Origin of the sequence: Streptococcus sp. 'caviae', from assembly GCF_001937065.1 — a bacterium.
In the GTDB taxonomy this organism is placed as follows: domain Bacteria; phylum Bacillota; class Bacilli; order Lactobacillales; family Streptococcaceae; genus Streptococcus.
Window position 1 is genome coordinate 17235 of sequence record NZ_MOWR01000005.1, and the last position, 24233, is coordinate 41467.

29 protein-coding genes are annotated in these 24233 nt (G+C 40.6%); 27 read left to right on the forward strand and 2 right to left on the reverse strand.

Annotation, left to right across the window (positions count from 1 at the left end):
* Positions 1 to 39: 39 nt before the first annotated feature.
* The 11 genes from BMI76_RS06040 (at position 40) to BMI76_RS06090 (ending at position 7338) form a co-directional block, all read left to right on the forward strand.
* Entirely contained in the window at positions 40 to 417 is a 378-nt protein-coding gene (locus BMI76_RS06040; protein WP_075346695.1) for a DUF1033 family protein, read from the forward strand.
* Between the two features lie 94 nt (positions 418 to 511).
* Entirely contained in the window at positions 512 to 1453 is a 942-nt protein-coding gene (gene comGA, locus BMI76_RS06045; protein ID WP_075346696.1) for a competence type IV pilus ATPase ComGA, read from the forward strand.
* The gene (gene comGB / locus BMI76_RS06050; RefSeq protein WP_374057272.1) at positions 1377 to 2420 is read left to right on the forward strand and encodes a competence type IV pilus assembly protein ComGB; all 1044 of its coding nucleotides are present in this window, start codon (positions 1377 to 1379) and stop codon (positions 2418 to 2420) included. The genes comGA and comGB overlap by 77 nt, the downstream gene beginning before the upstream one ends.
* Entirely contained in the window at positions 2420 to 2734 is a 315-nt protein-coding gene (gene comGC, locus BMI76_RS06055; protein WP_075346698.1) for a competence type IV pilus major pilin ComGC, read from the forward strand. Before comGB ends, comGC begins: the two co-directional genes overlap by 1 nt.
* A complete protein-coding gene (comGD, locus tag BMI76_RS06060) occupies positions 2721 to 3140 on the forward strand; it encodes a competence type IV pilus minor pilin ComGD (RefSeq protein ID WP_075346699.1) in 420 nt (139 codons plus the stop codon). The genes comGC and comGD overlap by 14 nt, the downstream gene beginning before the upstream one ends.
* The gene (gene comGE / locus BMI76_RS06065; RefSeq protein WP_075346700.1) at positions 3094 to 3387 is read left to right on the forward strand and encodes a competence type IV pilus minor pilin ComGE; all 294 of its coding nucleotides are present in this window, start codon (positions 3094 to 3096) and stop codon (positions 3385 to 3387) included. The genes comGD and comGE overlap by 47 nt, the downstream gene beginning before the upstream one ends.
* Entirely contained in the window at positions 3374 to 3808 is a 435-nt protein-coding gene (gene comGF, locus BMI76_RS06070) for a competence type IV pilus minor pilin ComGF (RefSeq protein ID WP_075346701.1), read from the forward strand. Before comGE ends, comGF begins: the two co-directional genes overlap by 14 nt.
* Positions 3786 to 4193, forward strand: coding sequence for a competence type IV pilus minor pilin ComGG (gene comGG / locus BMI76_RS06075; protein WP_075346702.1), 408 nt, complete (start codon positions 3786 to 3788; stop codon positions 4191 to 4193). Before comGF ends, comGG begins: the two co-directional genes overlap by 23 nt.
* A 48-nt stretch (positions 4194 to 4241) precedes the next feature.
* Complete coding sequence (locus BMI76_RS06080; protein ID WP_075346703.1) at positions 4242 to 5195, forward strand: class I SAM-dependent methyltransferase; 954 nt, start codon at positions 4242 to 4244, stop codon at positions 5193 to 5195.
* A 59-nt stretch (positions 5196 to 5254) separates the two neighbouring features.
* Positions 5255 to 6454, forward strand: coding sequence for an acetate kinase (locus BMI76_RS06085; protein ID WP_075346704.1), 1200 nt, complete (start codon positions 5255 to 5257; stop codon positions 6452 to 6454).
* Between the two features lie 206 nt (positions 6455 to 6660).
* Positions 6661 to 7338 carry a CPBP family intramembrane glutamic endopeptidase gene (locus tag BMI76_RS06090; RefSeq protein ID WP_075346705.1) on the forward strand — a complete coding sequence of 226 codons (678 nt, stop codon included), beginning with the start codon at positions 6661 to 6663 and terminating at the stop codon, positions 7336 to 7338.
* Positions 7339 to 7446: 108 nt separating this feature from the next.
* On the opposite strand, the gene proC is transcribed toward BMI76_RS06090, so the two are convergent.
* Entirely contained in the window at positions 7447 to 8217 is a 771-nt protein-coding gene (proC, locus tag BMI76_RS06095) for a pyrroline-5-carboxylate reductase (RefSeq protein WP_075346706.1), read from the reverse strand.
* 91 nt (positions 8218 to 8308) lie between these two features.
* Positions 8309 to 9376 carry a glutamyl aminopeptidase gene (gene pepA / locus BMI76_RS06100; RefSeq protein WP_075346707.1) on the reverse strand — a complete coding sequence of 356 codons (1068 nt, stop codon included), beginning with the start codon at positions 9374 to 9376 and terminating at the stop codon, positions 8309 to 8311.
* Positions 9377 to 9478: 102 nt separating this feature from the next.
* On the opposite strand from pepA, the gene BMI76_RS06105 reads away from it, so the two are divergent.
* From BMI76_RS06105 to BMI76_RS06185, 16 genes are all read left to right on the forward strand, one after another.
* Positions 9479 to 9766: a DUF4651 domain-containing protein gene (locus BMI76_RS06105; RefSeq protein ID WP_075346708.1), complete on the forward strand. Its 288-nt coding sequence runs from the start codon at positions 9479 to 9481 to the stop codon at positions 9764 to 9766.
* Positions 9763 to 10092: a thioredoxin family protein gene (locus tag BMI76_RS06110; protein ID WP_075346709.1), complete on the forward strand. Its 330-nt coding sequence runs from the start codon at positions 9763 to 9765 to the stop codon at positions 10090 to 10092. Before BMI76_RS06105 ends, BMI76_RS06110 begins: the two co-directional genes overlap by 4 nt.
* A 63-nt stretch (positions 10093 to 10155) precedes the next feature.
* Complete coding sequence (gene ytpR / locus BMI76_RS06115) at positions 10156 to 10782, forward strand: YtpR family tRNA-binding protein (RefSeq protein ID WP_075346710.1); 627 nt, start codon at positions 10156 to 10158, stop codon at positions 10780 to 10782.
* Positions 10783 to 11165: 383 nt separating this feature from the next.
* On the forward strand, positions 11166 to 11561 hold the full coding sequence (locus BMI76_RS06125; protein WP_075346712.1) for a single-stranded DNA-binding protein: 396 nt from the start codon (positions 11166 to 11168) through the stop codon (positions 11559 to 11561).
* Positions 11562 to 12051: 490 nt separating this feature from the next.
* The gene (locus BMI76_RS06130) at positions 12052 to 13011 is read left to right on the forward strand and encodes a sugar ABC transporter substrate-binding protein (protein ID WP_075346713.1); all 960 of its coding nucleotides are present in this window, start codon (positions 12052 to 12054) and stop codon (positions 13009 to 13011) included.
* Positions 13011 to 14336, forward strand: a complete 1326-nt coding sequence (locus BMI76_RS06135) for a sensor histidine kinase (RefSeq protein WP_075346714.1) — start codon at positions 13011 to 13013, stop codon at positions 14334 to 14336. Before BMI76_RS06130 ends, BMI76_RS06135 begins: the two co-directional genes overlap by 1 nt.
* Positions 14333 to 15013 (forward strand): response regulator transcription factor, encoded by a 681-nt coding sequence (locus BMI76_RS06140; protein WP_075346715.1) that lies wholly within the window; start codon positions 14333 to 14335, stop codon positions 15011 to 15013. The genes BMI76_RS06135 and BMI76_RS06140 overlap by 4 nt, the downstream gene beginning before the upstream one ends.
* A complete protein-coding gene (locus BMI76_RS06145; protein WP_075346716.1) occupies positions 15006 to 16313 on the forward strand; it encodes an ABC transporter substrate-binding protein in 1308 nt (435 codons plus the stop codon). The genes BMI76_RS06140 and BMI76_RS06145 overlap by 8 nt, the downstream gene beginning before the upstream one ends.
* A 285-nt stretch (positions 16314 to 16598) precedes the next feature.
* Positions 16599 to 17036 carry a PTS sugar transporter subunit IIA gene (locus BMI76_RS06150; RefSeq protein WP_075346717.1) on the forward strand — a complete coding sequence of 146 codons (438 nt, stop codon included), beginning with the start codon at positions 16599 to 16601 and terminating at the stop codon, positions 17034 to 17036.
* 14 nt (positions 17037 to 17050) lie between these two features.
* Positions 17051 to 17545: a PTS sugar transporter subunit IIB gene (locus BMI76_RS06155; RefSeq protein WP_075346718.1), complete on the forward strand. Its 495-nt coding sequence runs from the start codon at positions 17051 to 17053 to the stop codon at positions 17543 to 17545.
* Between the two features lie 321 nt (positions 17546 to 17866).
* Positions 17867 to 18721 carry a PTS sugar transporter subunit IIC gene (locus BMI76_RS06160; RefSeq protein WP_075346719.1) on the forward strand — a complete coding sequence of 285 codons (855 nt, stop codon included), beginning with the start codon at positions 17867 to 17869 and terminating at the stop codon, positions 18719 to 18721.
* Position 18722: 1 nt separating this feature from the next.
* On the forward strand, positions 18723 to 19559 hold the full coding sequence (locus BMI76_RS06165) for a PTS system mannose/fructose/sorbose family transporter subunit IID (RefSeq protein WP_075346720.1): 837 nt from the start codon (positions 18723 to 18725) through the stop codon (positions 19557 to 19559).
* Between the two features lie 17 nt (positions 19560 to 19576).
* The gene (locus BMI76_RS06170) at positions 19577 to 19873 is read left to right on the forward strand and encodes a PTS fructose transporter subunit IA (protein ID WP_075346721.1); all 297 of its coding nucleotides are present in this window, start codon (positions 19577 to 19579) and stop codon (positions 19871 to 19873) included.
* Between the two features lie 122 nt (positions 19874 to 19995).
* Positions 19996 to 20283 carry a co-chaperone GroES gene (gene groES, locus BMI76_RS06175; RefSeq protein ID WP_075346722.1) on the forward strand — a complete coding sequence of 96 codons (288 nt, stop codon included), beginning with the start codon at positions 19996 to 19998 and terminating at the stop codon, positions 20281 to 20283.
* Positions 20284 to 20409: 126 nt separating this feature from the next.
* Positions 20410 to 22035 carry a chaperonin GroEL gene (gene groL / locus BMI76_RS06180; RefSeq protein WP_075346723.1) on the forward strand — a complete coding sequence of 542 codons (1626 nt, stop codon included), beginning with the start codon at positions 20410 to 20412 and terminating at the stop codon, positions 22033 to 22035.
* Positions 22036 to 22533: 498 nt separating this feature from the next.
* Entirely contained in the window at positions 22534 to 24228 is a 1695-nt protein-coding gene (locus BMI76_RS06185; RefSeq protein WP_075346724.1) for an ABC transporter ATP-binding protein, read from the forward strand.
* Positions 24229 to 24233 lie beyond the last annotated feature (5 nt).

Here is a 24233-nt window from a genome sequence, read left to right on the forward strand (position 1 = left end):
CTTTTCCTATATAATGAGTGTATCAAGGAAGTAAGGTTTATGTATCAAGTAGTAAAAATGTACGGCGATATGGAACCCTGGTGGTTCTTAGATGGCTGGAAAGATGACATTGTTCAGGTCTATGAATTTGAGCATTATTATGAAGCTTTGAAATGTTATAAAAAGGAATGGTTAAACTTACATGGTACCCATTCAAGTTTTAACAGCCGCAGCAGTATTATGACAGCTTTTTGGGATGAAGAGGATCAGCGCTGGTGTGAAGAATGCGATGAATATGTGCAGCAGTACTATTCTTTAGCTCTTTTAACCGATTGGCAGGAAGTTCCTGAGGAAATGCACCGCCCGGCCTATGACAGACGAAATGACAGACCGAATCATCGGACCTGTTCTATTAAGAAGAATAAACCGCAAGTATAAGCCGCGGTTTATTTTTTTGGCTTTTACAAGCAATAATTAATAATAGTTTAGTCAAAATTTCTCTTCTTTGCGAATAAGTAAAGTAGGAGGATTTATGGTTCAAGAGTTAGGAAAGAAAATTATTGCAGAAGCAGTTCAAAACAGAGCTCAGGACATTTATATTATTCCTAAAAGAGATTTTTATGAGCTCTATATGAGAATCGGGGATGAAAGAAGGTTTATTGATGATTACGAGCATCAGTTTATGGCGAATCTTATCAGCCATTTTAAATTTGTCGCGGGAATGAATGTTGGCGAAAAAAGGCGAAGCCAGCTAGGGGCTTGTGATTATCACTATGATGAAGACAAAACAATCTCTTTACGGCTATCAAGTGTCGGAGATTATCGCAGTTATGAAAGTTTGGTCATTCGTCTTTTATTTGATGGCCGCCACGATTTAAAATTTTGGTTTAATGGCATGAATCTCATTTTAAAGGAAATTAAAGGGAGAGGACTTTATCTTTTTTCAGGGCCGGTCGGCAGCGGGAAAACGACACTGATGTATCAATTGGTCAAGGAAAAGTTTAGCAGCAGACAGGTGATTACCATTGAGGATCCTGTGGAAATTAAAGAGGATAATATGCTGCAGCTGCAGCTAAATGAAAGTATTGATATGACCTATGATAATTTAATTAAACTGTCTCTCAGGCATCGGCCGGACATTCTGATTATCGGGGAAATCAGAGATAAAGAAACAGCGCGGGCAGTTATCAGAGCAAGTCTGACTGGGGCGGTTGTCTTTTCGACTGTTCATGCTAAAAGTATTCCCGGAGTCTATGCCAGGCTGCTGGAATTGGGAGTCAGCCAAGAGGAGCTGGAAAATGCTTTGCGCGGAATTGCTTACCAACGTTTAATCAAGGGAGGAGGTGTAATTGATTTTGCCCAAAGAAACTACCAAAAACATTCAGCTCAAAGGTGGAATAAGCAAATTGACAGCCTTTTTGCAGAAGGATATATCACTAAGGAAGAAGCCGAAGCAGAAAAAATTGAAGACTGAAAAACAAAGGAAAGTCATCCAATTATTTAATAACCTTTTCACCAGCGGCTTCAACCTGACTGAAATTGTAGATTTTTTAGAGCGAAGCCGCTTACTGGCAAAGGTTTATACGGACGGCATGCGTCAGGGACTTCTAAACGGCTTGAATTTAGCGGAAATAATGAGTTCTTTAGGTTTTTCAGACAATGTTGTGACACAGTTGGCACTTTCTGAAATTCATGGGAATACTCAGAAAAGTCTCTTAAAAATTGAGGCTTATTTAAGCAATCTTGTTGTTGTTAAAAAGAAGCTGATTGAGGTAGCTACCTATCCTGTTATTTTAATCCTTTTTCTTATTCTCATCATGCTGGGATTAAAAAATTACCTGCTTCCTCAGCTTGAAAATGGAAATTTTGCGACAGCACTTATTTCTCATTTTCCGTCTATTTTTCTCTTAGTCTGCGGATTCTTCATATTTTTAACAGGAATCCTTTATTTTGCTTCAAGAAGAATGAGCCGGATTCGCTTAATGACAGTTTGCAGTCGGATACCGTTTGCTGGCAGTTATTTTCGGCTGTATTTGACAGCTTATTATGCACGAGAATGGGGCAATCTTATAGGACAAGGAGTAGAGATGGCTCAGATTGTTCGCTTGATGCAGCAGCAAAAGTCAAAGCTCTTTAGAGAAATAGGCAGGGATATGGAAATGGCGCTTATATCTGGGCAGGAATTTCATCAGAAAGTTTTAGACTATCCTTTCTTTTTGCGAGAGCTTAGCCTAATGATTGAATATGGAGAGATCAAGTCAAAACTGGGCAGTGAGCTTGAAATTTACGCCGAGGAGAGCTGGGAGCATTTCTTTAGCAGACTCAATAAGGCTATGCAGCTCATCCAGCCTCTTGTCTTTGTTCTGGTGGCGGTGATTATCGTGATGATTTATGTGGCAATGCTGCTGCCGATTTATCAAAATATGGAGGTTAATTTGTAATGAAAAAATTAAAGAAAGTTACCGTTAAAGGGTTCACATTAATTGAAATGTTAATTGTGCTGCTGATTATCAGTGTTTTGCTGCTTTTATTTGTACCCAATTTAGCAAAGCAAAAAGATAAGGTAAAGGATACGGGCAATTCGGCTGTTGTCAAAGTGGTCGAAAGTCAGGCTGAACTGTATGAATTGGATCAGACTGACTCGGCAACCCTTTCAAAATTAGTAGCTAGCGGCAATATTACTCAGGAACAGGCGGATTCTTATAAGGCTTATTATGCGAAACATCCTGAAAAGGCATGTCATGTGGCGAATTAAAGCTTTTACTCTCCTGGAGAGCCTAGTAACTCTAGCCATTACAGCTTTTTTAATTCTAAGTCTGTCTGGAGGAATTAATCAGACCTTTGCCAGTGTAGAAGAGCAGCTCTTTTTTCTGTCCTTTGAGCATCTTTATCGTGATACACAGAAGCTCAGTGCTCTATCTAAACAGGAAATGACTCTAACTTTAGACAAAGAAAAGATTTCTAATGGTATTGAGACGCTTGATGTTCCTGAGAATATTAAATTGGGAAAAGACATGACGCTGCATTTTGATCAGGCAGGCGGGAACTCATCGCTAGCTAAACTTAGTTTCCAGACTCCAAAAAAGACGGTAACTTATCAATTATACATAGGGAGTGGTCAATATAAAAAAACAGAAAATGAAAGCTTATATTCTCCTTGAAAGCCTAATTGCTCTAGGTCTTTTAGTAACAATCACATCTTTAATTCTGCAGCAGATTAATCACGACCAAAAAAGAGCAGCTGACAATTTGCAAAGACAGGAAGTGATGAACGCAGCGATAATGGCTGTTCAAACGAAGCAGGATAAACTGAGCCTCAACGGCGTCAGTGTGAGGGTTGTCAGAGATGAAACTTCGATCGCCGTTTACCACGATCAAGGGGAGGTCATAAGTCTTGTTAAAGAATAAATTAAGAGCATTTACACTTCTGGAGTGTCTGGTCGCCCTGCTTGTCATTGCCGGCAGTATTTCTGTTTACAGTGGCTTAACTAAAGTGATTAGCAGCAATATTCACTATTTGTCAAAAAATCAAAAAGATAGATGGCTGCTTTTCTGCCAACAATTTCGTTCAGAACTTGAAGGGACAAGTCTGCAGAAATTAGATAACCATAAACTTTACATCAGTAAAGACGGACAGAACTTGGCTTTTGGCAAATCCAAAGCGACAGACTTTAGGAAGACGAATGCTGACGGGCGCGGCTATCAGCCTATGCTGACAGGAATTAAGACAGCTTATTTTAGTCAATCCGGAGAAATTGTCAGGTTAGATATTACTTTTGACGATGGATTAGAGAGGACTTTTGTCTATGCATTTGACGAAAAAAGTTAAGGCAGGTGTTCTTCTATATGCCTTGCTAATGGCAGCGATATTTAGCCTTTTATTGCAGTTTTATCTTAACCGTGTTCTTGCGACGCAAAGGCAGAATCAGTTGCAATTATCAGCCAGTCAGGCCTATCTTATGGCAGAATTAACTCAGGATCTGGCCAAGGATAATAGCGGGCAGTTTACTTTTAATTACGGCAGTTCATCTTATCAGAAGGAAAATCAGCAGATTGTGATTGAAGTGCGTTTGAAAAGCGGTCGGTCTTACCGCTATCACTTTAAAGAAGAAAGTGATAAAACAAAGGAGGAAACGGCTGAAAGAAATTTTGAAAAAGAGAAAACAGCCCCTGAAGAATCGAAGGAAAAGAGACCTTCTCAAACCCATAATTGATTTTGCCAGTTCCATCTATTTTTGATATGATAGGTGCTGGAGGAAATCATGGACTTTGAAAAAATAGAAACAGCCTATAAGTTACTGTTAGACAATTGTCAGCAGCTGGAGGCGAAAATTCAGACAAACCTTTACGATGCTCTAATTGAGCAAAATGCTTATTATCTGGGAGCTGACGGAGCCGATGATATGATTAGACAGAATAATGATCAGTTACGGCAACTGAATCTCAGTAAAGAAGAGTGGCGCAGAACCTTTCAGTTTCTGTTTATTAAGGCGGCTCAGGAGTCTCAGCTGCAGGCAAACCACCAGTTTACTCCGGACAGTATCGGCTTTATACTTCTTTATTTACTGGAAGAATTGACTGACAGTGATCAGTTAGATGTTCTTGAAATTGGTTCAGGAACAGGAAATCTCGCAGAAACGCTGGTTAATAACAGTTCGAAAGAGCTCGACTATATGGGTATTGAGGTGGATGATCTTTTGATTGATCTATCCGCAAGTGTTGCAGATGTCTTAGATTCTCCTGTTCATTTTATTCAAGAAGATGCTGTGCGGCCGCAAATTTTAAAGGAAAGTGATGTTATTATCAGTGATTTGCCTGTTGGTTTCTATCCTAACGATGACATTGCCAAACGCTATGAGGTTGCAGCGGCAGAAGGGCATACCTATGCTCACCATCTTTTAATGGAGCAGTCGTTTAAGTATTTAAAGAAAAATGGATTAGCTATTTTTCTGGCACCTGTTGATTTGCTGACCAGCGAACAGAGTCCTTTGTTAAAGGCATGGCTGCAGGAAAAGGCTGCTGTTTTATCGGTTATCTCTCTGCCGGAGAAGGTTTTTAGTCATAAAAACAATATGAAATCTATTTTTATCTTAAAGAAACAAGAAAAACAGGCTTGCGAGACCTTTGTTTACCCGCTGACGGATTTACAGAATCCTGATGTTTTACGAGGTTTTATGAAAAATTTTAAAAAATGGAAGGAAGATAATGTCATTTAAGGGATAATCTGCTATAATAATCATATATTATCGTAAACGATTTCATGAAGGGGTATCTTATGTCAAAAACAATTTCTATTAATGCAGGTTCTTCAAGTCTGAAGTGGCAGCTTTATCAAATGCCTGAAGAAAAAGTATTAGCAAAAGGCTTAATTGAGCGTATTGGTAAGGATGATGCCATTTCAACGGTAAAATTTGATGACCAAAATGTTTCTGAAACTTTGGCGATTAAAGACCATACGGCTGCTGTAAAAATTCTCTTGGATGATTTAATTCATTTGGGAATTATCCAATCTTATGATGAAATTACAGGTGTGGGGCACCGTGTGGTTGCAGGCGGAACTTATTTTAATGAATCTGTTCTGGTGGACAGTGAAGAGGTCATTGAAAAAGTTGAAGAGCTGGCCCTTCTGGCACCCCTGCATAACAAGGCCAATGCTGCAGGAATACGAGCATTTAAAGAAATTCTTCCAGACATTACCAGTGTTGTGGTTTTTGACACGGCTTTCCACACAACAATGCCGGAGGTTGCTTACCGCTACCCATTGCCAAATAAATACTTTACAGAAAATAAGGTTCGTAAGTACGGCGCTCATGGGACCAGTCACTATTATGTTGCTCATGAAGCGGCTAAAGTTTTAGGTAAGCCTATTGAAGAGCTTAAACTTATTACGGCTCATATGGGGAACGGTGTTTCGCTCACAGCGGTTGACGGCGGTAAATCAGTGGATACTTCCATGGGATTCACTCCGCTGGGCGGTGTTATGATGGGAACGCGCACGGGGGATCTGGATCCGGCGATTATTCCTTATCTGATGGATAATACCGATGATTTCAAAACGCCGGAAGATATTCGCCGTATTTTCAATCATGAGTCTGGTCTGCTCGGTATTTCAGAATTATCTAATGATATGCGTGAGATTGAGACGGCAACAAAAAATGGCGATAAGGATGCTTCCTTGGCCTATGCTATGTTTATTGACCGTATTGTTAAACATATCGGTGCCTACGCTGCGGTAATGAATGGTGTTGATGCTATTGTCTTCACAGCAGGCATTGGTGAAAATGATGCTCATATTCGAGATGAAATTATCAAGCACTTTTCTTGGATTGGTGCGGATATTGATGCCGAAAAGAATGAAGCGCGCCCAGCCTATGGTGTGGTGTCATCGGATGATGCTAAGGTCAAAGTGCTGGTTATTCCGACCGATGAAGAGCTTGTCATTGCGCGTGATGTTGAGCGTCTGAAAGTTAAATAAGTTATCACATTTTATGATAAGACCGAAAAAGCTGATAGATATTCACCTATCAACTTTTTTGTTAAATCAAAGCTCAGTTATGTAGGTGAAAAAGATTTGCAGCAATCACTTGCGTAACTGGTCTTTTATGTTAGCTGGCAGGCGTTATAAATATACCCTTCTGCTTTAAAATCGCGAGAAAAATAGTTATTAATCAAAGGAGAGATATGAAAGGAATTTTAAAAAAAGCAGCGGCTGCAGCCGCTATTGTTGGTTTATTTGTTGTGAGTCAGGTGCCTGATTTAGTAATGATAATTTGGAAAAGGGAGAGCTCAGTTCTTAATGTGTGGCAAACATTAGCGATTGTTATTATGCAAGTCCTTGTGATTGCTGGTTTCTATGTGCTGGCCAGGCGCAAAGAACTGCTTGGTTCTGATATTAAGAACTGGCTGAGCTGGAAAACTTTTGCGGTGGTCTCGCTGGGATTTATAGCGCTATTTATTGTTAAGCTTATCGGCGGCATTATTTTAACGCTGGAAGGCAAGACGACTACGAACAATCAGGCAACGATTGATCAGCTCTTTGAAAACTCCTCGCTTTTGATTATGTTCATCTTTATTGTTATTATAGCTCCTCTAACGGAAGAAATTATTTTTAGAGGTCTTATTCCTAGATTATTCTCGAAGCGGTTTGAAGGTTGGGGATTTGCTCTTGGCGCTCTGCTTTTCGGCCTGCTCCACGGCCCCAGTGATATTGGCAGTTTTGTCTTGTATGTTGGTATGGGAGCTGTTTTAGCTATTGTTTGTTACAGATTTAAGCATCTGGAATACAGTATCTGGATACATGGTCTCAACAATGCTTTGGGATTTGCTGCCCTGCTTGTGACGAATCTGATGAGTCAGTAAGTTTGAAACCTTTACTTGCTGTGGGAAATGGCTGATTTGCGGATTTTCAATTATCATTTAAAAATAAAATGCTCGCAAAGTGTCAGCAGCTTTACGAGCATTTTTCTTTTACATGTTTTTAGCTTTTTCGATCGTTGTATCAATAGCTGAGATGGCACTGGCAGTAAAACCGGTTTTTTCCAAATCTAAGAGTCCTGCGATGGTTGTGCCGCCCGGGCTTGAAACCTTATCAATAAAATCATTGGGGCTGATGCCGTTTGAGAGAAGGTTCTGGCTGGTAGCCAGTACTGTTTGACTGACAATATCAAGAGCCAGATCTTTAGAAAAACCATATTTCAAGCCGGCCTTAGCCAGGGCTTCAATAAAAAGGGCAATATAGGCGGGACTGGAGCCTGCCAGAGCAGTAAAAGTATCGAAGTCTTTTTCAGCAATTTCAAAGGTTGTGCCAAATGAGTTTGTAATTTGTTTGGCTGTTTCAAAAAGTCGATCAGAGACCTTGCTATTTCGGCAAATAGCAGTAGTGCTCTGCAGCAGCTGTGCATTGAGATTAGGCATAATGCGGATAATAGGCAGGTCTGCCTGAGTCAATTCGGCCAAACGGCTTAAGCTTGTTCCGGCGGCCATTGAAAGAATGGGCTTGTTCATATCCAAATCGGTTAGAACAAGAGGTAGAACCTGCGGCTTAACACCTAAAACAATAAGGTCAGCCTTGTCAATAAGCTCTTGCTGGGAGGCGGCAAAATCAACATCCAATGCTTCAGCTTTTTCCCTGCTTTTTTCGGGACTGCTGTCTGAGATGATTACCTTGAATTCTGTTTTTTTCAGTCCGGTAATGATGGCGCTGGCCATTTTTCCAACGCCGATAAATCCAATAGTCATAATGGGAGATTTGAGAGGTGCAAGGTGCTCATGAGGTCGATATGGATTGAGCAAACAGAGATTGTAGAGCACCTGTTCCGTCTCGTCCTTTCTAGTAATTTTTAATAAGATCAACCGTTGAGCGGTCAAGTTTTTTAACAATGGCTTGGAGGAAATTTTGCGCCTGCAGAAAATCATCCAAAGAATAAAGTGTTTGATGCGAGTGAATATAACGGGCACAGACACCGATAGTTGTGGAAGGGATTCCTTTGTTTTGAAGGTGAGCTGCACCGGCATCTGTTCCGCCTTTAGCAGCGTAGTACTGGTACTTAATACCAGCTTCTTCCGCTGTTGTCAGCAGGAAGTCCCGCATATTTTTAAGCATCAAGTGTCCCGGATCGTAGAAGCGAATCAGGGTTCCTTGGCCGATGTTTCCCTGATCGCCGTAAACATCGCCGGCAGGCGAACAATCAACTGCAAAGAAGAGTTCCGGATCAAATTGAGTCGTTGAAACATGAGCTCCGCGCAGGCCGACTTCTTCCTGAACATTGGCTCCGGCAATGAGAGTGCTGTCTATCTGCTGGTCCTTCAGGCTTTCTAATAATTCGGTTACCATCAGAATTCCATAGCGGTTGTCCCAAGCCTTGGAGATGACATTTTTTTGGTTGGCTGTTAAAATGGCTTGTGTTTGCGGCACGATAATATCACCTGGAGAAATACCGTAAGACTCCGCTTCTGTCTTATCAGCAAAGCCCCCATCAAAGACAATATCTTCAACTTTTGGCAGTGAAGGAGAACCATTGCTGTGACGCAGAAAATGCGGCGGTACAGAGCCAGAAATAAGGGGGATGGCCTGATTGTTCCGAGTATAAAGGGTGAAGCGCTGGGAGCTGATAACCAAAGGATTCCAGCCGCCGACAGTCAGAGCACGCAGCGTACCGTCTTCTTTGATCTGACTGACCATAAAACCAACCTCATCCATATGGGCTGCGACCATAACTCGAGGGGCCTTTTCAGCAGAACTGTGCTTAATGCCAAAAATACCGCCCAGCCCGTCTGTCTGGATTTCGTCTGTTAAAGGTGTTATTTTAGAACGCAGAAAATCGCGAACAGTATTTTCATAGCCGGCAATACCGTCCAATTCGGTGACGGTTTTGATTTTATCAAATAAATCTGTCATGTTTACCTCTCATAGCTGCAAAGGGATGTGTCGAACCATACCAGCATCCCTGCTTAATTCTATACTTTATATTTTAGCATGTTTTATGATAAAATAAAGGTTATGAAAAGTAAAAAAATCACACTGGTGTCTGCCGGTCTTGCGGGAATAAGCGGTGCTGCTCTTGCCGGTCTGCTTATTCAGCAGCGTTTGGCAGACCAAAGGCGGAACAGAATTAAAAAGAAAATCCGGCAGTTTTTCAGTCAATTTGGTGAGATTGCTGTTCTCTATATCAATGAATTTGAATCCGATAAGAAAAAGCTTCGCGGCGGCGTGGTCATGCAGGATGATACTGTCTATCAATTTACCTATCAAAATGGCAGTATTGATTATGAGGAGGAAAAGAGATGATTGCTCCGCAGTCCTATGAGGAATTAGCCGCGTGTCTGGAACAAAAGGGGAAGACCGTCTTCTTTTTCACAGCAGATTGGTGTCCGGACTGTCAGTTTATCTATCCGGCCCTGCCTGAGATTGAAGCGGAAAATTCCGACTTTACTTTTGTGCGTGTGGATCGCGATGCTTTTATGGAAGTGGCTCAAAGGTGGAATATCTTTGGTATTCCGAGTTTTATTGCGGTGGAAAACGGGAAGGAAATCGGCCGTTTTGTTAATAAAGATCGCAAGACAAAAGCCCAAATCAATGCCTTCTTGGCTGAGCTCAGGGCGCATCAGCCTTAAACTCTACGTTAGATAATTGGTGTTCAGTTTTATTTGAAAACTGCATAATTGAAAGGAATAGAAATGATTTTTACTTACAACAAACAATATGTCGGTGATGTTTTGATGGTTATTGTCAAAGACAGCAAGGGTGGGAAACTAACTTCTGAGCGCAAGGGGAGAGTTGCCCGTGTTTTCTTGCAAGAGAGCGATGAAACGGTTGCTTGGAATATTTTTGAAGTGTCTGAACTGATTGCTCTTGAGGGAGTGGGTCAGGTATCGCTGACAGATGAACAAATAGCTGTTTTAAATGCTGAACTGGCTAAGGAAGGATTTCAAGAAAGTCTGGAAAATGATCCAAATCCTAAGTTCGTAGTGGGTGAGATTGTTGAAATGGTTCCTCATCCGGACAGTGACCATCTCAATATTTGTCAAGTCAAGGTGGCGGACGATAAAATCATTCAGATTGTTGCCGGTGCACCCAACGCAGCCCTTGGTTTAAAGACGATTGTTGCTTTGCCGGGAGCCATGATGCCAAACGGCAGCTTGATTTTCCCGGGTAGCCTCAGAGGTGAAGAGAGTTTTGGCATGATGTGTGCACCGCGGGAGCTTGCTCTGCCGAATGCTCCGCAAAAACGCGGTATCATTGAGCTTGCTGCACAGACGACCGTAGGAGAAGCCTTCGATGCTAAGAAACATTGGCAAGGATAAGGCCGGCAGCCAAAGGAGCAGGCGGTAAAACGGATATCATTTTCAGGAGCTTAGCTAATATGTGCTTTGCTCCTTGTTTTTTGGCTAAGAAGCAGTGATGAATTGTTCTGACTGGATAAAATAGGTTATCAGGCTCAGGCAATCCGATTTTACGGCAAAAACGGCCCTTGAGCAAAGGTTTGCTTGACTGCCTGCAAATAGGAATTAGGCCCAATAAGCCTTGATCAAATTAATGCGGGTTCTGCTGTCAGCTAGGAGAAAAAGTTCCTCTAAGATGACGTAATCGGTATGATGTTAGCAATTATCAAGCTTGTTCATAGTATTTTGATGTCTGCTGTCAATTTTTGTCTGCTTTTTCGAATAATAAAGCAGGAGGAAAAATGATGTACAATAAAGTTATCTTGATTGGCCGCTTAACAGCCGCACCGGAAGCCGTCAAAACGGCTAACGATAGGACCGTATCGCGCGTAACCCTAGCTGTCAACCGTCGCTTTAAAGGACAGGATGGTGAGAGGCAGGCTGATTTTATTCAAATTGTTTTTTGGGGGAAATTAGCTGAGACCTTAGTCTCATACAGCAGCAAAGGAAGTCTTTTGTCGCTTGATGGTGAACTGCGCACTCGCAGATATGAAAAAGACGGGGTTACTCATTTTGTGACAGAGGTCTTGGGACATTCTTTTCAGCTGCTTGAAAGCCGGGCTCAGCGGGCTATACGTGAAAACAATGCTGAAAATGAATTGGCTGATCTGGTTCTTGAAGAGGAAGAGCTGCCATTTTAAAGACGGGCGGTAGGATATGCATCAAAAAATACGTAAATGTAGTTTTTCGAGCTATTGTCAGTCTGGCCGAGTTTTAAACGGTTCATCGGGGCCCCTCTTTTCAGCTGCGACTTGGCTTACTTTGCAATATCTGGTATCTGCAAGCTCTCTTAGGACTTTATCCTGAGAGAGTTTTTATGTGACTTCCAGTCCTTTTTGTGTCCTTTGGTGCAAAACAAATAAGGCTGTCTGCCCACTCTCATGCTTCGTTCAGATATAATCTGACAGGTAAAAACAACTGGTCCGAAAAGTCCAATTTGTGTCAAAAGGCACCTGTCTTCAGAGCATCTGATGGGGTTTGCCATGGGTAGCTGAAAGTGTTAAACTAAAGTAACAGACAAGACGCTGTAACTGTTTAGAGAAGGAAGACTTGTAAACAATTCTTGCTTTCATCTGCCAAACACTTTTTTAATGAACAGTATAATTTGATTGTAAAGACAGGGAGGAAGATATGAAATATAAACAGCTTCTCAGGCTTCTGGCTTGCCTTTTTGTCACGGCAGTGGTCTGTGCCCTATTTTTCCATTACAAAGAAGCACCTGTTTTTCCCCAGCAAACAAAAATCGGTGCTACATATATGACCATGAATAATGATTTTTATAAGTACCTGAATGCTGAAGTTGAAAAAAGTGTTAATGAGCGGCACGATCAGCTTTACACGCGCGACCCGGCTCTCAGTATCAAAAAACAGGTTGAACAGGTTCGTTTTTTCATCAGAGAAAAGGTTGACATTATCATTATTAATCCGGTGGACGGCAACAGCAGCCAGCTGATTGCCAGTCTCAAAAAGGCTAAAAAAGAGGGGATTAAAGTGATAGCGGTGGACAGCCAGTTTAAGGACAGCTCGGCTGTTAATACGACAATTGCTTCAGATAATTATAAGGCAGGCGTCTTATGTGCTGAGCAGATGATGAGGACAAAGAAAAGTGCTGATATTTTGCTTTTAGAACACCGGGATGCTTTGTCTGCAGCGAGCAGGATTCAGGGTTTTCTTGATACTATCAAAAAGCACAGAGCCTACCGAATTGTATCGCGGATTGACAGCTTAGGACAGACTGAGATTGCTATGCCCAAGGTCAAAAAACTGATTCAGGACGGTCTTGATTTTGATACGGTGATGGCACTTAATGATCGAGCGGCTATCGGAGCTTTGGCTGCTATTAAGGGGGAAAAGAAGGCAAACACGCAGATTTACGGCATTGATGGGTCTCCCGATATGAAAAGTCTGCTTGCTGCGACGCCGGAAATTCAAGCGACTGTTGCTCAGTCCCCTTATACCATGGGACAGGAAGTCATCAAAGCAACCTTTAAACTTTCCAAGAATCAAGCGTATCCCAAAGAAATTGTTGTACCAGTTCAGCTGCTGACAAAAAAGAACATCGGGGAAGCTGATTTAGCAGGGTGGCAGTAATGAATAGCTATAAATATTTAAAATACAGTCAATATGCCAAACGAGCCTTGATTTTTATCAATTTGCTGGCGGTGATTTACTATGCTTTTGTGTATCTCTTTGCCAGTAAGTATATTGTTGCCAAAAACTTAAGCCATGTCCTTTTGGACAATTTAGATGTTGTTCCGACGGCTCCTGAAAGCATCTTTTTTTCAACCATGTTCTTCTTTGCCTTATTCTTAATAGTCATGTTTTATCGCGAAAGCATTCTTAATAAGAAGGAAGAAATCAATGACTGGCTGATTGCGGCGGAAGTTATGCTGATTATTTTCACCTTTATTTCTCTGCAGTTTTCTTATAATGGCCTGTTCCTCTTGGTCTTTGCGGATGTTTTTTACAGCTACGCTAATTTCTATAATGTCAAGGAACAAAGGTATTGGCTGCTCTTTATTTTTCTGGGTTTCGGCCTGCTGCTGATATCTAATTTTGACCTTCTGTCTCTGGTCATGAAACTGCCGTCTTTGGACGTTTACATTAGTTTTTTCCCCAGCACCAGCCGTCTGGTTGTCCTCTTTATTAAAAACTTTCTTTATTCTTTGAATATCATCGTTTTTATCGTATCGCTGGTGGCCTATATTATGTACTCAATTGCTGAGAATCACAAGATCGAAGAGGAGCTGCGCATGGCTGCGCGTGCTAATACCGAATTAAACGCTTATGTTTCTCTGGCTGAAAAAATTGCTGAGGACAAAGAGCGTAAGCGCATTGCCAGAGAAATTCACGATACCTTAGGACATGCTTTAACAGGTATCTCAGCAGGAATTGATGCGGTCAGTGTTCTGGTGGATTTAAATCCCAGCCATGCTAAGGATCAGCTGAAAAATGTTTCAGATGTTGTCAGGGAAGGTATTCAGGATGTCAGAAGGTCCTTGGAAAAAATGAGACCCGGCGCTCTTGAAAAGGGAAGCTTGAAGGAAGCTCTCCTGAAGATGATTGCTGATTATGAAACTTTGTCCAAACTGCAGGTCAGCTTGGATTACAAATGGGATAATGTTGATTTAGACATAACGAAAGAGGACATTATTTTCCGTCTTATCCAAGAGACCATTACCAATTCCTTACGCCACGGCCATGCGCGCCATGTTTGGATTGAAATGCTCAATACAGATTCCTATATCATTAAAATCAAGGATGACGGTTTAGGCTGTAAGGAGATAAAACCGGGTTATGGACTGACGCAGATGCAAGAACGTCTGGCTATCATTGGCGGCCGCGCCAGCTTTGAAAGTAAGGATGGTTTTCAAACCACTGTCATTATCCCCAAGAAAAAAGGAGAAGAAAAGTGATTAAAGTACTTATTGCTGATGACCAAGAGCTCATTAGAGAATCGCTGAAAATTGTTCTGTCATCTTATAAGGATATTGAAGTTGTCGGTGCTGTTGACGACGGGACTGAGGTTTTGGAGAGCCTGAAGAAAAGCCAGCCTGATGTCATTTTGATGGATATCCGCATGCCGAAGATGGATGGGGTTTTATGCACCAAGGAAGTCAAGGAAAATTATCCTCATATCAAAATCATTATTCTGACAACCTTTGACGATGATGATTTTATTTTCAAGGCGCTCCAGTATGGGGCTTCGGGCTACATTTTAAAAGGTATTTCGATGGAAGATCTGCATCAGGCTATTGTAACAGTCAATAAGGGCAATGCCATGATTAATCCGGATGTTGCAACGAAAGTTGTCAAACTATTTTCTCAGATGGCTCAGTCCAATTCGGCCATTCAGGTGCAGGAAAAGAGCGTTGAGCATATCTCCAAGGCCGAGTGGAAAATTATTCAGCAAATCGGCTTTGGTCTCTCTAATAAAGAAATTGCAGCCAAGCTGTTCCTGTCAGAAGGAACGATCCGCAATTACCTGTCGACCATTCTGTCCAAGCTAAACCTGCGTGACCGAACGCAGCTGGCTATTTGGGCAGTGCAGACAGGCGTCACTAACAGATACTTTGGAGATGATAATGATTAAACAATGGATTCGGCGCCGTAAATTTCCTTTGATAGGCGGTTTGGTCCTTTTAGCAGCCGTGCTGAGCTTTTTCGTCTTTCAGTCAAGGCAAAAGAAAATTTTGCGTTTAGGTGTCTATGCCGGCAGCAGCTGGGATGTTCCCAGCGGCAAAGAATACCAATTCTTAGATGAAGTCATCAGCCGTTTTGAAAAGAAACATCCCAATGTTGAGGTTCAGTATGAAAGCGGGATTTTGAAAGAGGATTATTCTTCCTGGCTGTCCGGCAAGATTGTTGAGGGCACACAGCCGGATGTCTTTGTGGTTCCTGAAAATGATTTTAATCTATTGGCCTCGACAGGGGCTCTGGCCAATTTGGACAGCCGCATAAAAAAGGAACTGAAGACCTCTCAATTCTATTCTTCGGCTTATAATGCCGGGCACTTTGGGCAAAATCAATTTGCCCTTCCTTTTGAAAGCAATCCCGTCATGATGTGCATTAACATTGACTTATTAAAAAAAGAGGGCATAAAGCTGCCTGCTTCGGATTGGACAATAGCAGATTTTTATAATATTTGTAAAAAAGTCACTAAGGATACTGACGGTGACGGTGTTATTGACCAGTATGGCAGTTTTAGCTATGGCTGGGAAGAGGCTCTGGCAGCCTATAACATCAAACTGTTTAATAAGACGGGAACTGAAGCGTATTTTAACACGAAGAAAGTTCGCTCGGCCTTATCCTTGGTGACGAAATTAAAGAATCTAAATGGCAGTTACCGTGTGACACTTAAGGATTTTGATGAAGGCAGGGTAGCCTTTTTCCCTATGACTTTGGCTCAGTATAGGACCTATAAGCCTTATCCTTATCACGTTTCAAAATATTCTTCCTTTTCTTGGAGCTGTGTTGAAATGCCTTCTCAAAAATCATCCTTAGCAAGAACTCAATCCAGCACTTCTTTGTATGCCATATCTGCTAAAACTTCCCAGTCTAAGCTGGCCTGGGAATTCCTGAAGCTTTTGTGCGCGGATAAAAAGACCCAGCAGCAGCTGTTTGAAGATTCCCAGGGAGCTTCTGTTTTAAAATCGGTAATGAACAGCCAGGAAAGCAAAAATCTCTTGCAAAATGATAGTTTTGGGGCCAAGGCTCTGACGGTAAGCACGCTTGACAGCATGCTGAAAAAAGCGACAACTACTCCTAGGTTTAAGTCCTATAACACCATTTATGAAAAGGCGGGCTATCTCATCACCAAGTCTTTGGAAGAAGATACTGTTGAAAGTGACCTATCAGATATCCAAAAAGACATTGAGGATGAACTGAAATAAAAAAGTAGCCCGTTTCACCGCAGGGCAGTGATTAGTAAAGCGAACAGCTGACAGCAAATTTTGCCATATCAGCTGTTCGTTTTTTGCTTCCGTGATAATTTCTTTTAGGTTACATCGATCTGCTTTTCCTTTAGTTGTGCTTTTATGGGTATTGATAGAGAGAATTGACAAATGTCACTTCTCAAATGACATTTGTCAGGTATTTAAAGATGACAAATGACACTGCAAAAGCGTTTTCAAAAATTATAAAATAAGAGTGAAATTAAAAGAAGGTAGGGGGTAGTCATGAAATACCTAATACTTGTGAGTCATGGCGGCTTTGCGCAGGGTTTAAAAACGTCTTTAGCCATGTTTGCTGAAGATAAGGTTGACCAAGTGATAGCTGTCGGTTTAGAAAATGGCAAATCTGTAGATGATTTTGCTCAGTCCTTCAGGGAAGCTCTTTCAGAGCTCAAGGAAGAAGATTCAGTGGTCGTTTTGGCGGATATTGTTGGCGGCAGTCCTTTGACGACAGCCTGCAACGTTCTGGCAGAATTAGGCAAACTGGACGATGCCGTTGTTCTGGGCGGAATGAATCTGCCAATGGCAGTAAATGCAGTGGTTATGAAAGACATGCTTGATGGATCGGATTTTGTAACAACTGTTTTGGGTGAAGCAACAAGTGCTTTGCAGGAATTCAAGGTCACTTCTGATGATGAAGATGACGACGATGATGACATCTAATAAAGGAGAAGAAAATGACTGTATCATTTGTAAGAATTGATGACCGTATGATTCACGGACAAACTGTAACACGCTGGGCTAAGGAGTATCCATGTGATGGCTTGATTGCTGTTAACGATGCTGCGGCTAAAAACAAGGTGTTAATCCAAGCCTATAAAGGGGCTTCAGACAAGAAGACTTTTGTTTGGACTAAGGAAGCCTTTGCTCAAAAATCACAAAAAGTATCAGACTCAGACAGCCGTTACTTCCTAATCACTAAAAACCCTATTGATATGAAAGAAATTTTGGTGGATCAGGGATTTGTTCCGGGAGATGTGAAAGAAATTATCGTAGGCCCTGCAAATGACCGTCCAGGTGCTGTTAAGCTCGGCAACAACCAATCAATTACTCAGGAAGAAGCAGACGCTATTGAAGCTATTGAAAAAGCCGGCTATAAAGTAAAATTCCAACTTTTGCCGGATGTTTCAATCGGTTACTGGTCAGATTTCAAATCTAAATTTGGTTATTGAGGTAGCCAATTCACTATGGTAACTGGCGTTTGTTGTCAAGTGCGAAGCACTTAGATAACAATCCTCTGCCGTATCTTAAATAATTGAACACGGCTACGACACTGTGCAAAAAGATAAAGACTTCCTAGATGCCAAGCATCTTCGTCAGCTTTCCTATTTTGCTGTGTGTCGCTTACGCCTTTGTATCTTACTAATTGAACACGGGCTAAAAGCGTCGAGAAAAAGATAGCCTGCCTTATGCGCTAAAGCGCATGGCGTTAGGCTCCTATTTTCTTCTCGCTTTCTTAACGCCCTTTGTATCTTAATAAAAGGAGAAATATTATGACAATTTCTTGGTTACAAGCAGCCATTCTTGGCTTGTTTGCCTGTTTGTCTTCAATGCCCGGTTTGGGTGGTACTACCATTGGTAACTATACTCTAGGCCGCCCCTTAGTCGGTGGTTTGGTCTGCGGCTTGGTTCTTGGAGATGTTAAGACAGGTATCGTTTGTGGGGTTGCTATGCAGCTGGTTTACATTGCCTTGGTAACACCTGGCGGTACGGTATCGGCCGATGTCCGTGCAGTGTCTTATATCGGTATTCCTTTGGCAATGGTTGCCATTCATTCACAAGGACTGTCTGCTAATTCAGCTGATGCAGCCAACCTTGCAAAATCAATGGGTACTCTGGTAGGAACCATTGGTACTGTACTTTTCTACGGAACAGCTACTATGAACCTGGTTTGGCAGCATATCGGCTGGAGAGCAGTTGAAAAGAGAGATTATAAAAAACTGTACGCAGTAGACTGGGGCTTCCCTTGGATTTCTCATATCGTCTTCTCATTTATCCCAACTTTGATTATGTGTAAGCTGGGAGCAGATGCTGTTACAGCTCTGAAGGAAGCTCTGCCAATGGACGGTATCCCAATGAAAACCCTCTTTACCGTTGGTTCTCTTCTGCCATGTGTGGGGATTGCCATCCTCTTGAAACAAATTGTTGAAAAAGCTGTTGACTTTGTTCCATTCTTTGTTGGATTTACCTTAGCAGCTTCACTGGGATTGAATCTGGTATCATGTGCCGTAATTTCCCTGATCTTTGCTGTATTGTTCTATGAATTGGAAATGGCCAAAAATGCTAAAGCTACGGCAGTAGCCGGTGCAGACGGCGTAGATTTTGATGACGATGAGGAGGATATCTAAGATGGCTCAAAAGAAAATTTCAAAGAAAACCCTAAGCAAGTCCTTCCATCATTGGTACTATGGTAACCTGACCTGCTTCTCACAAGAGCATATGCAAACTTTTGGTTACCTGACTTCTATGCTGCCAATCGTTGAAGAACTTTATGACAATGAAGACGACAAAGCTCGTTCAATGCAAACTTATACAGCCTTCTTTAACACTGAACCGCAATTAGGTTCCCTTATTGTCGGTGTTACAGCGGGTCTTGAAGAAGCGCGTGCCAACGGTGCTGACGGTGTTGATGATGAAACCATCAATGGTCTGCGTGCCGGTCTGATGGGACCGGTTGCCGGTATCGGAGACTCTCTGGTTGTCGGTACTTTGATTCCAATTATCCTAGGGATTGCTCTTGGTTTGTCAACGGGCGGTTCACCAGTCGGCGCCATCTTTTATATCATTGTCTGGAACCTTCTGGCTTACTTTGGTATGCGTTTTGCCTACTTCAAAGGTTATGAACTGGGAGATAAGGCGGTTGAAGTGCTGGTTGGCCCTCAAGGACAAGCTATTCGTAAAGCCGTAGCCATTGTCGGCGGTATGGTCGTCGGTGCGGTAGCGGCAACTTGGGTACCTATTAAGACGGCCTTTGAACTGAAAAATTCTTCCGGCAAGGCTTTCTTGGTGCTCCAAGATCAATTGGACGGCGTTTATCCGGGATTGCTGACAGCCGTGTTCACTGTATTTTGCTGGTGGCTGATGGCTAAGAAGAATATGTCACCAATCAAAGTTATGCTTTTACTGGTAGTCATTGCTCTTGTTGGTGTCTTGACAGGATTCTTCGATCCAGGATTGAAATACTAAGCTAAAAAGGAGAGATTATGCTGACAAAAGAAGAATTTATCAAAGGCTATGAAGAAGAAATAGCTTATCAAAAGCACATGATTGAAAATCTGGGACGCTGGTTTACCCTGATGTTTATCATTGCCAGTATCGGAGTTGTCTTGATTTATTCCTTCTCAGCTAATCTGATCGGACTTATTATTGGCATTGTTTTAACCGTTCTGGGTATCTTAGCCATGTTGATTTTTGGCTATGGTATTTACAAAGGTCGGATCAATGTTCAGAAGGTTGTTAATGATTTTGAAGAAAAGCTGAAACTTTCTGAGTCCAAATAAGTTCAAAAAACTTTACCGAAAGGTAGAGTTTTTTCTTGACTATTTCTGACCAAGTGATACAATAATAATTGTAATTAGCACTCGATGGATAAGAGTGCTAAAAATTTCTATGGAGGTATGTTATGTTAAAACCCTTAGGAGACCGAGTGGTCGTACAAGTAATCAAAGAAGAAGAGAAGACAGTCGGCGGTTTTGTTCTTGCCGGTGCCAGTCAAGATAAGACGCAAAAGGCGACGGTAGCAGCTGTCGGTGAAGGTATTCGTACATTGAGCGGTGACTTAGTTGCTCCAAGCATAGCTGAGGGAGATACCGTCCTGCTTGAAAGTCATGTGGGAACACCTGTTAAAGATGGTGACGAGGACTATCTCATTGTTCGTGAGGCAGACATTTTAGCGGTCGTTCAGGACTAATGAGAAAGTCTGTAACATATATCTGAAAATGTGAGGCTGCAGTTTTAAGGTTTTGGCGCTAAAAAGCGCCTGATGAGACTGACAGATTATTAGATTATATATTATTTAGATAAAGAGGATTAGATTATGGCAAAAGATATTAAATTTTCAGCAGATGCCCGTTCCGCAATGGTACGCGGCGTAGATACTTTGGCAGATACCGTTAAGGTGACCTTAGGCCCTAAAGGACGCAATGTGGTTCTTGAAAAGTCATTTGGTTCTCCTTTGATTACCAACGATGGGGTAACCATTGCTAAGGAAATCGAATTGGAAGACCATTTTGAAAATATGGGAGCTAAGCTGGTTTCAGAAGTTGCTTCAAAAACCAATGATATTGCAGGTGACGGTACGACAACAGCGACTGTTTTGACACAGGCCATTGTTCGCGAAGGTCTTAAAAATGTAACGGCCGGTGCCAATCCAATCGGCATCCGCCGCGGAATTGAAACAGCTGTTGCAACAGCTGTTGACGGTCTGAAGGCTATTGCTCAGCCTGTTTCCGGCAAGGAAGCTATCGCTCAGGTTGCAGCTGTGTCGTCACGTTCTGAAAAAGTCGGAGAATACATTTCTGAAGCCATGGAAAAAGTTGGCAATGACGGTGTTATCACGATTGAAGAATCACGCGGTATGGAAACTGAGCTTGAAGTGGTTGAAGGAATGCAGTTTGACCGCGGCTACCTGTCTCAATACATGGTAACTGACAATGAAAAAATGGTTGCCGATCTGGAAAATCCTTATATTTTAATTACCGATAAGAAGATTTCAAACATTCAAGATATTCTTCCTTTGCTGGAAGAAGTTCTTAAAACGAACCGTCCGCTTTTGATTATTGCTGACGACGTGGATGGTGAAGCTCTTCCAACCCTCGTTTTGAATAAGATTCGCGGTACCTTCAATGTTGTGGCTGTTAAGGCTCCCGGCTTTGGTGACCGCCGTAAGGCCATGTTAGAAGATATTGCCATCTTAACTGGCGGAACTGTCATTACAGAGGACCTCGGTCTTGAACTTAAAAATGCGACAATGGATGCTCTTGGTCAAGCAGCCCGCGTCACAATTGATAAGGACACAACGGTCATTGTTGAAGGTTCAGGCAGCAAGGAAGCTATTGAAAACCGTGTTGCACTTATCAAATCACAAATTGAAACAACAACGTCAGACTTTGATCGTGAAAAACTGCAAGAACGTTTAGCCAAATTATCTGGCGGTGTTGCTGTCATTAAAGTCGGAGCAGCTACTGAAACAGAATTAAAAGAAATGAAACTTCGTATTGAAGATGCGCTTAATGCGACACGCGCTGCTGTTGAAGAAGGCATTGTTTCAGGAGGCGGTACAGCCCTTATCAATGTGATTGAAAAAGTTGCTGCCCTTGACTTGGAAGATGATGCTGCAACAGGCCGCAATATTGTTCTGCGTGCCTTGGAAGAACCTGTTCGCCAAATTGCTAAAAATGCCGGCTATGAAGGTTCAGTTGTTATTGACAAATTGAAGAACAGCCCTGTAGGTACAGGCTTCAATGCTGCCAATGGTGAGTGGGTTGATATGATTAAAGAAGGAATCATTGACCCTGTGAAGGTGACACGTTCAGCTCTGCAAAATGCGGCTTCTGTAGCAAGTCTTATTCTGACAACAGAAGCAGTTGTAGCTGATCATCCAGCACCAGAAGCACCTGCAGCTCCAGCCATGGATCCAAGCATGATGGGCGGCATGATGTAATTTAAAACAAGAAAATAAGACTGCAGAATCAAGGAGATTTTGCAGTCTTATTTGTTTATAAAGTTAATTGATTCTTTATCAACTACAATAAGCGATAAAAGCGATGAGAGTTTTCGTTTTAAATTATTGGTAATATATTTTTGATACTTGAGAGAAATTTTGAAGGCAGTTGGAATTAGTCTTAAGCCGGTCTTCAAAGAGGTCAAAAATTTAACTCGCAATTCAATATAAGTTTGATGTTATAGAACAAATAAATATTGATGCTTATTCTTTTTCAATCAAATCAGTAGTATTCTTAGGGTGTTCCATATGACTTATAATGTAAGCTTAATCATTTTCATTATAAGTCATATGGGACTTTTTTACTTAGAAGTATTTTATAATCTTTGTGACAGAGCCTATTACAAAGATTATAGAGACGACACTAAAATTTGATACATTATTGAGAAAACGTTAAAAAAATGATATACTTTGATTATCAAAGTAAGGAGCATAGGAATGAGTGAAATTTTTAAAATTGTGTTGCAAAAAAATAAAGTTAATTTTATCTTATCAATTTTATTTTGTTCAATTACAGCTATATTTAATATAGCATCAGCTTTTATTTTAAAAGATTTTATAGATATAGCTTTGTCTGGAAATATCAAGAGATTAAATAATTTATTGCTTTTGGCAATAATCTATATCATATTATTTCTTTTGATTTCCTATGCGGCAACTTTTTTTAAAAATTTATATATTTCTAAAGGAAATTATAATTTAAAATCTAAATTATTAAATACAATTCTTTATAAAACTATTAATTTTTTTAATAGTGAAAACACAAATCGTTATATCAAATTATTTTCCGTAGATTTAGAAACAGTAAAAGTCAATATTATTGAAAATAAAGTTGATTTTTTTAAAAATATTATTACTTTAATATTAGGCCTCTTGTCTATGATATTTTTAAATATCTATTTATTTTTAGGAATTCTTGCTACTACAATTGTATCTGTTTTAATCGGTGCACTGTTTAATAAAATTCTTCCAAATATTGAAAAGCACACAATTAAAAGCAGTAATTCACTGAATGTATTTATTTCTGATTTATTAAAAGGCTTTCAGATAGTTAAAATTTTCCAAATTGAGAAAAGAACAAATAAAATCTTCTTACGAAAATTAGATACAGAAGAAAAACTATTGTTAAGGAAGAATAATATATACAATATTGTAAGCGTTTTCTCTGAGGCTAGTACAAATATTATGGCTTTTGTATTATTTTATATTGGAGCTAATCAAGTAATATCAGGTAATACAAGTATGGGTACTGTTGTAGCATATATTCAACTTTTAAATTTTGTCGTTGTTCCAATTCAAAAAATCCCTAGTTCAATTATGAAATTTAGTTCTTCTAAGAATATTGTGGATTTTATTCTTCATTTGATAAATGAAAAACCACGAAGAGAGATAGGGGAAGCTTCTATATCTTTTTCACAAGATATAGTTTTGAATAATGTTTCATTTTTTTATAAAGATTCTAGTTTGCCAGCTTTAGATAATATAAACTTTACTTTTAAAAAAGGGAAGAAGTATGCAATTGTTGGACATAGTGGAAGCGGTAAAAGTACTTTGTTAAATATTCTTCAAAAACACTGGGAAACTTATTGGGGAAATATTTATATAGGTGGAATAGATCTTAGAGTGATTAGTAGTAATCTTCTATACAGAAACCTATCAGTTATGCAACAGGAGGTCTTTATATTTGATGACACTATTATAAATAATATAACTTTGTTTTCAGATTTTAAAGATGAGGATGTAAAATCTGTCATAAAAAATTCAAATTTAGATGAGGTAATAGTCAATAAAGGAATAGATTATTTATGTGGAGAGAATGGTTATAATTTATCAGGAGGAGAGCGACAGAGAATAGCTATTGCTAGAAGCTTGTTGCAAAAAGCTCCTATCTTGCTATTTGACGAAGCGACGTCCTCGCTTGATAATGAGACTACTGCTAATATTGAAGAATTAATATTAAATATGGATGAAGTTACTTGTTTAGTTGTTTCACATAAGTTACACAAGAATATTTTATCTAAATTCGATCAGATATTAGTTTTAAAAAATGGTCGACTTGTTGAAAGTGGAACATTTGATGAATTGATGAAAAATCAAAGCGATTTTTGGGCGTTGTATAAATTAAGTAATTAAGGAGA

Excerpts from the sequence above, each read along its gene's own strand:
- groL (WP_075346723.1), top strand. The coding sequence starts at position 20,410 with ATGGCAAAAGATATTAAATTTTCAGCAGATGCCCGTTCCGCAATGGTA.
- BMI76_RS06090 (WP_075346705.1), top strand. The coding sequence starts at position 6,661 with ATGAAAGGAATTTTAAAAAAAGCAGCGGCTGCAGCCGCTATTGTTGGT.
- BMI76_RS06165 (WP_075346720.1), top strand. The coding sequence starts at position 18,723 with ATGGCTCAAAAGAAAATTTCAAAGAAAACCCTAAGCAAGTCCTTCCAT.
- comGA (WP_075346696.1), top strand. The coding sequence starts at position 512 with ATGGTTCAAGAGTTAGGAAAGAAAATTATTGCAGAAGCAGTTCAAAAC.
- BMI76_RS06145 (WP_075346716.1), top strand. The coding sequence starts at position 15,006 with ATGATTAAACAATGGATTCGGCGCCGTAAATTTCCTTTGATAGGCGGT.
- BMI76_RS06160 (WP_075346719.1), top strand. The coding sequence starts at position 17,867 with ATGACAATTTCTTGGTTACAAGCAGCCATTCTTGGCTTGTTTGCCTGT.
- BMI76_RS06085 (WP_075346704.1), top strand. The coding sequence starts at position 5,255 with ATGTCAAAAACAATTTCTATTAATGCAGGTTCTTCAAGTCTGAAGTGG.
- BMI76_RS06110 (WP_075346709.1), top strand. The coding sequence starts at position 9,763 with ATGATTGCTCCGCAGTCCTATGAGGAATTAGCCGCGTGTCTGGAACAA.
- BMI76_RS06135 (WP_075346714.1), top strand. The coding sequence starts at position 13,011 with ATGAATAGCTATAAATATTTAAAATACAGTCAATATGCCAAACGAGCC.
- proC (WP_075346706.1), bottom strand. The coding sequence starts at position 8,217 with ATGACTATTGGATTTATCGGCGTTGGAAAAATGGCCAGCGCCATCATT.
- ytpR (WP_075346710.1), top strand. The coding sequence starts at position 10,156 with ATGATTTTTACTTACAACAAACAATATGTCGGTGATGTTTTGATGGTT.
- BMI76_RS06150 (WP_075346717.1), top strand. The coding sequence starts at position 16,599 with ATGAAATACCTAATACTTGTGAGTCATGGCGGCTTTGCGCAGGGTTTA.
- comGC (WP_075346698.1), top strand. The coding sequence starts at position 2,420 with ATGAAAAAATTAAAGAAAGTTACCGTTAAAGGGTTCACATTAATTGAA.
- BMI76_RS06185 (WP_075346724.1), top strand. The coding sequence starts at position 22,534 with ATGAGTGAAATTTTTAAAATTGTGTTGCAAAAAAATAAAGTTAATTTT.
- BMI76_RS06040 (WP_075346695.1), top strand. The coding sequence starts at position 40 with ATGTATCAAGTAGTAAAAATGTACGGCGATATGGAACCCTGGTGGTTC.
- comGG (WP_075346702.1), top strand. The coding sequence starts at position 3,786 with ATGCATTTGACGAAAAAAGTTAAGGCAGGTGTTCTTCTATATGCCTTG.
- BMI76_RS06155 (WP_075346718.1), top strand. The coding sequence starts at position 17,051 with ATGACTGTATCATTTGTAAGAATTGATGACCGTATGATTCACGGACAA.
- comGD (WP_075346699.1), top strand. The coding sequence starts at position 2,721 with ATGTGGCGAATTAAAGCTTTTACTCTCCTGGAGAGCCTAGTAACTCTA.
- BMI76_RS06105 (WP_075346708.1), top strand. The coding sequence starts at position 9,479 with ATGAAAAGTAAAAAAATCACACTGGTGTCTGCCGGTCTTGCGGGAATA.
- BMI76_RS06130 (WP_075346713.1), top strand. The coding sequence starts at position 12,052 with ATGAAATATAAACAGCTTCTCAGGCTTCTGGCTTGCCTTTTTGTCACG.
- BMI76_RS06080 (WP_075346703.1), top strand. The coding sequence starts at position 4,242 with ATGGACTTTGAAAAAATAGAAACAGCCTATAAGTTACTGTTAGACAAT.
- groES (WP_075346722.1), top strand. The coding sequence starts at position 19,996 with ATGTTAAAACCCTTAGGAGACCGAGTGGTCGTACAAGTAATCAAAGAA.
- BMI76_RS06170 (WP_075346721.1), top strand. The coding sequence starts at position 19,577 with ATGCTGACAAAAGAAGAATTTATCAAAGGCTATGAAGAAGAAATAGCT.
- pepA (WP_075346707.1), bottom strand. The coding sequence starts at position 9,376 with ATGACAGATTTATTTGATAAAATCAAAACCGTCACCGAATTGGACGGT.
- BMI76_RS06125 (WP_075346712.1), top strand. The coding sequence starts at position 11,166 with ATGTACAATAAAGTTATCTTGATTGGCCGCTTAACAGCCGCACCGGAA.